General features: G+C 69.2%; 7 protein-coding genes. 3 read left to right on the top strand and 4 right to left on the bottom strand.

Annotated elements, in window-relative coordinates; translation table 11 throughout:
* Nucleotides 1-274 precede the first annotated feature (274 nt).
* Entirely contained in the window at nt 275-727 is a 453-nt protein-coding gene (locus LCD31_RS18945) for an SRPBCC family protein (protein ID WP_224959893.1), read from the bottom strand.
* A 57-nt stretch (nt 728-784) separates the two neighbouring features.
* On the opposite strand from LCD31_RS18945, the gene LCD31_RS18940 reads away from it, so the two are divergent.
* Entirely contained in the window at nt 785-1,267 is a 483-nt protein-coding gene (locus LCD31_RS18940; RefSeq protein WP_224959892.1) for a MarR family winged helix-turn-helix transcriptional regulator, read from the top strand.
* Nucleotides 1,268-1,800: 533 nt separating this feature from the next.
* Entirely contained in the window at nt 1,801-2,382 is a 582-nt protein-coding gene (locus tag LCD31_RS18935; RefSeq protein WP_224959891.1) for a hypothetical protein, read from the top strand.
* A gap of 563 nt (nt 2,383-2,945) precedes the next feature.
* Here the strand turns inward: LCD31_RS18935 and LCD31_RS18930 are convergent.
* The 3 genes from LCD31_RS18930 to LCD31_RS18920 all read right to left on the bottom strand — a co-directional run bounded on the left by LCD31_RS18930 (nt 2,946) and on the right by LCD31_RS18920 (nt 5,402).
* Nucleotides 2,946-3,218, bottom strand: coding sequence for a hypothetical protein (locus LCD31_RS18930; protein WP_224959890.1), 273 nt, complete (start codon nt 3,216-3,218; stop codon nt 2,946-2,948).
* A 716-nt stretch (nt 3,219-3,934) separates the two neighbouring features.
* The gene (locus LCD31_RS18925; protein ID WP_224959889.1) at nt 3,935-4,912 is read right to left on the bottom strand and encodes an aldo/keto reductase; all 978 of its coding nucleotides are present in this window, start codon (nt 4,910-4,912) and stop codon (nt 3,935-3,937) included.
* A gap of 136 nt (nt 4,913-5,048) precedes the next feature.
* On the bottom strand, nt 5,049-5,402 hold the full coding sequence (locus tag LCD31_RS18920; RefSeq protein WP_224959888.1) for a nuclear transport factor 2 family protein: 354 nt from the start codon (nt 5,400-5,402) through the stop codon (nt 5,049-5,051).
* A 306-nt stretch (nt 5,403-5,708) separates the two neighbouring features.
* On the opposite strand from LCD31_RS18920, the gene LCD31_RS18915 reads away from it, so the two are divergent.
* Nucleotides 5,709-6,509 (top strand): helix-turn-helix transcriptional regulator, encoded by an 801-nt coding sequence (locus LCD31_RS18915; protein WP_224959887.1) that lies wholly within the window; start codon nt 5,709-5,711, stop codon nt 6,507-6,509.
* Nucleotides 6,510-6,668: the final 159 nt, after the last annotated feature.

Here is a 6,668-nt window from a genome sequence, read left to right as displayed (position 1 = left end):
GACATCCACGACAGCCTCCTCCAACTCACCACCTGCCTCATCCAACACCGACGCACCCAAACCTTCTGTTAGCAGTTCTTAGGCGCGCGGCGAAGGTGCGACCCTGCGCGTGGAGAATTCAGCGACATGCGAACAGCGGGGAGAACATGTCGAAGTGGTGAGATGCCGCGGCAATTCGAGTGCCGGGGTGGTCGTGCGGCGATGTGGCCGGCCGTCGGCCGCAGGTCTCGCTGCTGGTGGGCGAGTCGGGTGGGGTCGGCCCGGCTGGTGGGGTTCAGGCGCCGTTCTCGACCAGTGCCTTGAGCCGCGGCAGGGTCTTCTCGATGCCCTCGGCGTTCCAGCGGGGCCACGGTGTGCGCACGAGTAGTCCGCGGACCGGCGAGGTGGTGAGGTCGCAGGTCTCGGTCACCCGCGTGTCGCCGTCGACCTCGTCGAGTTCGTAGCGCCAGCGGTGCTTGCCGGGGTGGCACCACGCGATGCGCCGATCCGCCTCGAACTCGACGACCGTGTTGACGATCCGGTAGTGCACGCCGAACAGCTTCATGGCTGTCTTGAACGTGTCGCCCAGGTTCAGCCGGACCGGGCCCGAGACCGTGTTCTTCACGGTGCCCGAACCGTCGAAATCGGCGTGGCGGTGCGGATTGGCGAGTGCGGAGAACACCGCCGAGGGTGGTGCGGCGATGATGATGTCGCGGGAGATCAGAAGTGGGCGGGGTGCGGAGGGCATTCGGTTCTCCTGGTTCACCTGTTGCGGGCCGAGGCGCTCACATGACAATATATTGTCATGTCCGACAAGCTAGCGAGACGACAACATGTTGTCAAGAGTGGTGATCAAGCATGCGATGCCTACGCCGCACTGGTCGACCAGGTCGGCAGGCTCGCCGACGTCGTCGAGGCGGTCGGCAACGGCATCGCCCGGCCCACCGGTCAGAGCTTGGCGCGTTGGCAGGTCCTGGCTGAGGTCGAGCACGAAGCCGCCCCGGTGGGGGCCATCGCCTGCCGGCTCGGCCACACGCGCCAGGGCGTGCAGCGCGTCGCGGACCTGCTCGTCGAGGACGGCCTCGCTTGCTATCGGCCCAACCCCGCGCACCAGCGGGCCAAGCTGCTCGAAGTCACCCCGACCGGCCGCGCCGCCCTGCACAGGATGCAGGCGGCCTACACCCATCTGGCCCTGCGCACCACCGAAGGCCTCGATCCGGAACGGCTCGACCTCGCACGCGAGACCCTCGGCGAACTACAGCGCCGCCTCGAATCCGAGCTGCCCTGACCTGTCAGCGCCGCGGGCGCGCATGCCGGAGACCGGCGGTTGCGCCGCGTGTACTTCTCAGCCGCCGAATACCACCCCGATGTCCGCCGCCGCGTAGTTGGCGGCGTAGGAGCTCTGCGGGCGGGGCCGGGTGTGGTGCTCCTGGAGCTCGTCGAACATGTCCTCCACCCGAACGGTCAGGTAGCGGCCCGTGCTCTCGACGCTGGCCTCCCGCAGGACGGCCTGGACGTCGGGAAGGGCATCTCCGGGGCGTCGGCCATCCGGGTCGACGCCGTGTGCCGCACGTCGTGCAGAGGTTCGTGCCCAGATTTTCGTTGGCCCGCTGGAGAATTCGCCGCATCGCCCGATACGACACCGGCCGCGCCTCGTCCGCCACAACGGCTCGTCAGGGTCGGGTATCCCATCCGCCGTCCAGGTAGCGCGGCAGGTACCGGATCGCCTCCGGTGATACGGGGACTCTTGAGGCAGCGGGTGCCCGTGGGTGCCACGTACACCCGAGCCCCGGCCAAGAGGCCGCCCGATCGGCGGCGCTGGTGTTGAACCGGGTCACCGGGCGGAATTTCGCGCGGCTGGTCACCTCCGACGAACCCGGCGCGCTGCGCACCCTGCAGCTCGCCGCTCAGGAGAACCGGTCCTGCGGGATCGTCGCCGTCCGGATGATCACCGAAGGGTTCGACTGCCCGCAGGTCTCCACCATCGCCTACGCCACCAACGTCACCGCACCGCTGTTCATCTCGCAGATGATGGCCCGCGCCATGCGCCTCACCACGACCGAACGCGAACGCAAGGCTCCGTTGCCTGCGAACATCCTCGTCCCGGACCACCCGGTGCTGCGCGAGGCCTTCGTGGCAGCACTGGCGAACACGATCCCGCCGACCGACGACCAGGAGAGCACCGAATTCGTGCCGAAGGACCTCGCGACACCGAGCAGCCCGCGCTACGAACTGCTCGGCCTCGATGCGCCCTGGTTCAGCTCGGCGACGGCGCTCGAACAACCCGGCAGGCCGGTGACCCCGCGGGAAGTCGAAGTCGCCACGTCTATCTGCGAAATTCGGTACATCCCGGTCGTGTGGGCGCCCAGAATGGCCCTCGGGTTCCGGGATTGGAACGGATGACGCCATCCGGCACGTAGCGGACCGAGCGCGACCCGGCCGGGACGTCGGGGCGCGCTCGGCTGGGGCGAGCGGTCCGGTTCGGTCTCGGCCAGGCGTAGCCGCTCGCGTCGAGTTCGCGCAGCTCATGAGCGAGATCGGCATGCGGTAAGATCGAACAACCGTTTCCTCGCGATCTCCGAACGGAACCGCTCGCGACGATCTTTGAAAACCCAGGTCAGAACACCCTTACTGCCGGGTCCCTGTCACCGGCTCTCCGAGCCGGTCCTCATTGCGGCAGGCGTCGGCCCGAGGTGAGCCGCAGCCGCAGCCGCATCCGCTGTCACCGGCTCTTCGAGCCGGTCCTCATTGCGGCCTGCCAGGTGAAATTGAGTAGGGCGCGGATCGCCGCGGTCTGTCACCGGCTCCCCGAGCCCGTCCCCATCGCGGCATGCACTCGTACCGCAGGAGGACGTACGCCTCCTGCGCCGCCTGTCGCCGGCTTCTTCGAGCCGGTCCTCATTTCGCGGCTCCAACAAGGCGACAGTTGAGCCACTGGGAAGCACCTGCATCTGAGCGCGACCCAGCTAGTGTCGAGCGCTGAAGCTCGGCGGTGGCTTCGGGATGGAGGCGGGCGGCCGCGGTTTCGGTGGAGAGGTTCCACAGGCGGAATTCCGGGTCTGGGGTGCCGAACGCGAGAAGTCCCCGGCGGGCCAGGTCGACGGCGATCTCCGCTGCGCGCGCAGCCCTTCTGGAGCGGCGACGGTAGCGAGGACCAGGAGCTGACCGATGGCGGTGATGTCGATGTAGTCGAGATCGCCGTCCGTGACGACGTCGGCGATCAGCTCGTCGCTGATCAACGTTTTCTTCTCGTTCCTACCCTTCGTAGTTGTGCGTTCTGAACCAGCGGACGTCTCCCGGAAAGAACCGGCCCGTTTCCTGGAGCACGTGATGCGCTCCTTCCCGGATCCTGTGTGCAGCTGCGTCCTTGTCGACAGCCCAAGGGATGAACTCGTGGTCGACCATGTCACCAGGAATGATCACGCCGTCCTTCGCCGGCTGAACGGTCACGTCGATGGTCCGCTCAGCGAGCCCTCCGGGGATGCTCCCTGCTGCTGCGGGTGACGCTCTCCGATGTGCGTGTCGGCCCCGCGCACGTGGGGATGCTTCCCGCGACGGCGCGCCCGGCATGGTCCTCAACGCCGCCGTGCTGTGGATTACCCGCTACCTGGACGCCGCCGCCGAGGGGCGCGTGCATTGCCCGCTCGGGGGCGCGAGCGCGTGAGGGCCTCGCCCGCCTCTTCCCGCTGTGCCACGCGAACCGCAACGTGCTCGGCCGCTACGGCTTCTGCGCTTCCACCTCGGCCGACGGCGGCCTGCGCCCGCTGCGTGCCCGGACGCGTCCGAACCGGACGAGGACGACGACACTCGCGTGGGCTGGCGTCCCCGTCCAGCGTCCAGAAGCGGTCCTTCCTGCCCGGCCTGGCACTCTCGCGGTCGGGAGCGGCATCCCTAGGCGCTGCGGGGTGCTTCTCGCAGTACGGGCCACTCGCACACAGCGGTGCGGGCCGGCTGATCAGCGTTCCATCATGCGCAGGCCGGCTTCGGTGTGGGTGTCGCCGGCGGCCGGCGGGAGGCTGGAGAGCGTGGCCAGGACATCGGCGGGCAGCTGGAGGCTGTCGGCGGCGGTGTTCTCCTCGACGCGGGCCACGCGCTTGGTGCCGGGGATGGGGGCGATGTCGTCGCCCTGGGCGAGCAGCCAGGCGATCGCGACCTGCGCGGGCGTGGTTCCTGCCTCGGAGGCGATGGTCTGGACTTCATCGGCGAGGGCCAGGTTGCGCCGGAAGTTCTCACCGGTGAAGCGGGGGTTGCCGCGGCGGAAGTCGCCTTCGTCGAAGTCGTTCTCGTTGCGGACGGTTCCGGTGAGGAAGCCGTGTCCCAGCGGGGAGAACGGCACCAGGCCGATGCCCAGCTCCCGCAGGACCGGCAGGACGCGGTCCTCGATGCCGCGGGTCCACAGCGAGTACTCGGATTGCACGGCGGTGACGGGGTGGACGGCGTGGGCGCGTCGGATGGTGTCCGGGCCGGCCTCGGACAGGCCGATGTGGCGGATCTTGCCCTCGGCGACGAGTTCCGCCAGGGTGCCGACGGTTTCCTCGATCGGGGTGTTCGGGTCGACGCGGTGCTGGTAGTACAGGTCGATGTGGTCGGTGCCCAACCGCTTCAGCGACCCTTCGACGGCGGTCCGGATGTTGGCCGGGCTGGAGTCCACCGTCCACGCACCGGCTCCGGAGTGAGAGACGAGACCGAACTTGGTGGCCAGGACGACCTGCTCCCGGTGGCCTTTGAGGGCCTGGCCGAGGAGGTCCTCGTTGATGTAGGGACCGTAGATCTCGGCGGTGTCGATGAGGGTGACGCCGAGGTCGATGGCCCGGTGCACGGTGCGGATGGACTCCGCATCATCGGTCCCGGCGCCGGTCAGGCCGTGGGACATGCCCATCGCACCCAGACCGATCCGTGCGACGTCGAGGTCTCCCAGCTTGATGTGCTTCATGATGTCGTGCTTCTCCTGACGAATAGGGTTCGGTCGGTTCGGCGCGACCGGCCCGGCGGTGTTGGCGAGCCCGGACGCCGTCCTACATCACGGTGCCTTCGCGCAGCCGTTGGCGCAGTTCAGGGGCTGCGTGCGCTCAGTTGTAGAGCGGGGCGAGGTCGGCGTAGACCTGGGAGACGCTCACCAGGTCGCCGTCGAAGACCAGGACGTTGCAGACGGGCAGGGTGACCGCCTTGCCGTCCTTGCGGTGGTACTCGATGTCGAACTGCACGGTGACGGTGTCGCCGCTCTCGTGCATCGCGAGGATGTGGTGGCTGACGCCCTCGATCGTGTCCCAGAAAGCCATCGTCGCCTTCTTCACGTTCTCCCGTCCGATGACGGGCTCGGTGTTCGCGAAGACGGATTTCACGTCGGGCGTGAGGTGCGCGACGAAGGCGTCGGCGTCGTGGCGGTCCGCGGCGGCGACGAGCGAAGCGATGTCGCGGGTCATGGCGTACTCCATCCTTACGTTCTCAGGTGGCCCGGCAGGGCCGGATGTGTTCTGGGGTGCTCGTTCAGGCTTCCGTCCGGCGCGCGCGATAGGCAGGCCGGGATCTGCCGGGGAGCGGTTAGCGGGGGGGGGGGGTACGCCAGGGCCCCCGTAAACGGGTGTGGACCGGTTCCCGCGGCCCCACACGGGCCCCACGGCGCCCGCCCGGGGGGGGGGGGGGGGCGGGGGGGGGGCGGGGGGGGGGGGCGCGCGACAGGGCCCCCTTCAACGGGTGTGTCACGGTGACGGCGGCGCAACACTGGACGCATGGCATCCGAGCAGCACAGCAGCGGTGACGAGCTGGGGCGCTTCCTGCGCGCCCGCCGCACCCAGACCAGCCCGCAGAGCGCGGGTCTGTCCCCTGGCCCCGGCGTGCGCCGCACTCCCGGGCTGCGCCGCGAGGAGCTGGCCACCCTGGCCGGGGTGAGCATCGACTACTACACACGTCTGGAGCGCGGCAAGGAGACGCGTCCCAGCCCCGCTGTCATCGATTCCCTGGCTCGGGCCCTGCACTTGGACGAGGCCGAGCATCAGCACCTGCGTGCCCTGGCGGTACGTGCCGCCCGCTACGTGCCCGAGCCGGCGCCCGCTCCCAGTCGTAGCGTGCGTCCGCACGTGAAACTGATGCTGGAGGCGCTGCGTCCGAACCCGGCCTACGTCCTCAGCCGCAGTATGGACGTCCTGGCTCACAACCCTGGTGGGCTCGCCCTCTACCCGGGTCTGGCCGAGTGGCCCGCCAAGCAGCGCAACCTGGCCCGCTACCTGTTCCTGCATCCGTCCGGACGGGAGATCTTCCCCGACTGGGACGACCAGATCCGCGGGTGCGTCGCCCGCCTGCGGGCCCTGGCCGGCACCGACCCCGACGCCCCGGACCTGGCCCAGCTCGTGGGCGAGCTCCTGCTCAAGAGCGAGGACTTCGCCAGGCTGTGGGAGCGCTACGAAGTCACTGGCCGCAAGAACCCGTCCAAGACCTTCCGGCATCCCCAGGTCGGCACCGTCACCCTCTCCTTCCAAGGCATGGCCCTCGAGGGCAGTCCCGGACACCGCATGGCCGTCTACACCGCCTAGCCCGGCACCCCCGACCACGACGCCGTGCTCCTGCTCGACATGACCGCACACGGCTCGCCCGACTCCTCGCGCGAAGGCACTACGCGTCAGCAGAGCTGACCGGCCTCCTTCCGCCCCTCGCCACCGGCTGCGCACCGGGCTCGTCACCCACGTGCGGAC

This window comes from Saccharopolyspora sp. 6M (genome assembly GCF_020176775.1).
In the GTDB taxonomy this organism is placed as follows: domain Bacteria; phylum Actinomycetota; class Actinomycetes; order Mycobacteriales; family Pseudonocardiaceae; genus Saccharopolyspora_C; species Saccharopolyspora_C gregorii.
This window is presented reverse-complemented; position numbering and strand designations above follow the sequence as displayed.